At 66.6% G+C, this 1,372-nt stretch carries 1 protein-coding gene; it reads left to right on the top strand.

From position 1 onward, the window contains the following. Positions 1-328 precede the first annotated feature (328 nt). Positions 329-1,372, top strand: a 1,044-nt coding sequence (locus tag ASF18_RS08035) for a PAS domain-containing protein (RefSeq protein WP_156649718.1), incomplete at its 3' end; no start/stop codon positions are given.

Below are 1,372 nucleotides of genomic sequence, written 5' to 3'. Positions count from 1 at the left end.
TCGCTCTCCACCGTCAAGCGCATGGAGGAGAACGTCGCGGCGATCGCGCAGCGCTCCCGCCACAGGGCCGTGGACACCCTGCGCGGCTTCGGCATCCGCTTCTCCCTGATGGAGGGTGGGATCATCGGCGTTGGCCTGCGCTGATCGGGCTTCGCGCACCCGGAGCGGTGCCTGGTTCGCCACGTCGGCGCGGCGCTCGCGCAAGGCCCAGATCCCCCATCCCGGAGGGATCGGACGGATCGGATGCGCGCCGGTCCGCCGGCCGAGGGGCGAGCCCGCCCTCGCTGAGCCCGGGGCCTCCACGACATCGGAGGTCAAGTCCCCGACGATGTCCGGCCCGGCCCGCGACGAGCGCCGCACTATCGCGGCGAATTGCCGGCACACCCAGAAACATACCTTAGGTTATCAAGACACGGATCGGGTGCTGAACTCTAAGTTTTCATCCCTCGATTTCGCCATATGCCGAGCGGATACTATAAGGACGAGGCGGTTTTTGGTGTTGGGTGCCGGCGTCATACGGATGAATCTGGAAAGCCTCGAATTCGCGTCCCCGTATTTTTTGGACCTCATCGAGAACCAGGGTGTCACCGGGACCTGGAGTTGGGGCTTCCCCGACAACCATCACGTCTGGTCGCCGGGCCTGTTCCGCGTGCTCGGCCTCGACCCCCAGACCACACGGCCGGGCTACGAGCGTCTCCTCGGACTGATCCATCCCCAGGACCGGGAGCGGGTGGAGACCCGCGCCGACCTGATCCAGGGCGTGACGTTCGGCCAGAAGACCGTCCGCCTGCTCCGCCCGGACGGCGCGATCCGCGTGCTGTCGGTCCGGTGCGAGATCTATCTCACGCCGGACGGGCGCCCCCGCGGGGCGGCCGGTGTCGTGCTCGACGTGACGGATCAGGAGCGGCTGCAGCAGGCACGCATGGCCGAGCAGCGGCGCTGGCGGGCTCTGTTCAACGAAAGGCGGACCCTGTTCTTCTCAAGTGATCTGGTTACCGGTCTCGATTTCACACAGGAATTCTGCGACCTGACGGGCCTCTCGGCCTCTGAGATCGCGACAGATGCTTTCCAGACGATCACGCATGAGGAGCGTGAGCACTGGCGTGCCCATGGCGGCGAAGCGTTCAGTGCGGGTCTCGCCTACCGAGCGACACCTCTCCTGCGCATCATGCGCCATGGACGGGAGCGTTTCGAGAGTTTCGTCGTCCCCATCCGAAGTTCGGGCGGGGAGATCCGGGAATGGGCCGGCATCACCCGGCCCATGGGCTCAATGACGTCGCCGGTTAGCGACCAGTTTCGCGAAGGCCTCGAGCAGGCGATCGACGGGCGCCACCTGCGCGCCGCCCGGGCCCTGCTGGACTGGTCGATGACG

Origin of the sequence: Methylobacterium sp. Leaf89 (assembly GCF_001422215.1) — a bacterium.
In the GTDB taxonomy this organism is placed as follows: domain Bacteria; phylum Pseudomonadota; class Alphaproteobacteria; order Rhizobiales; family Beijerinckiaceae; genus Methylobacterium.
Note: the sequence above shows the minus strand (reverse complement) of the source record. Positions and strands in the feature narration are given on the sequence as shown.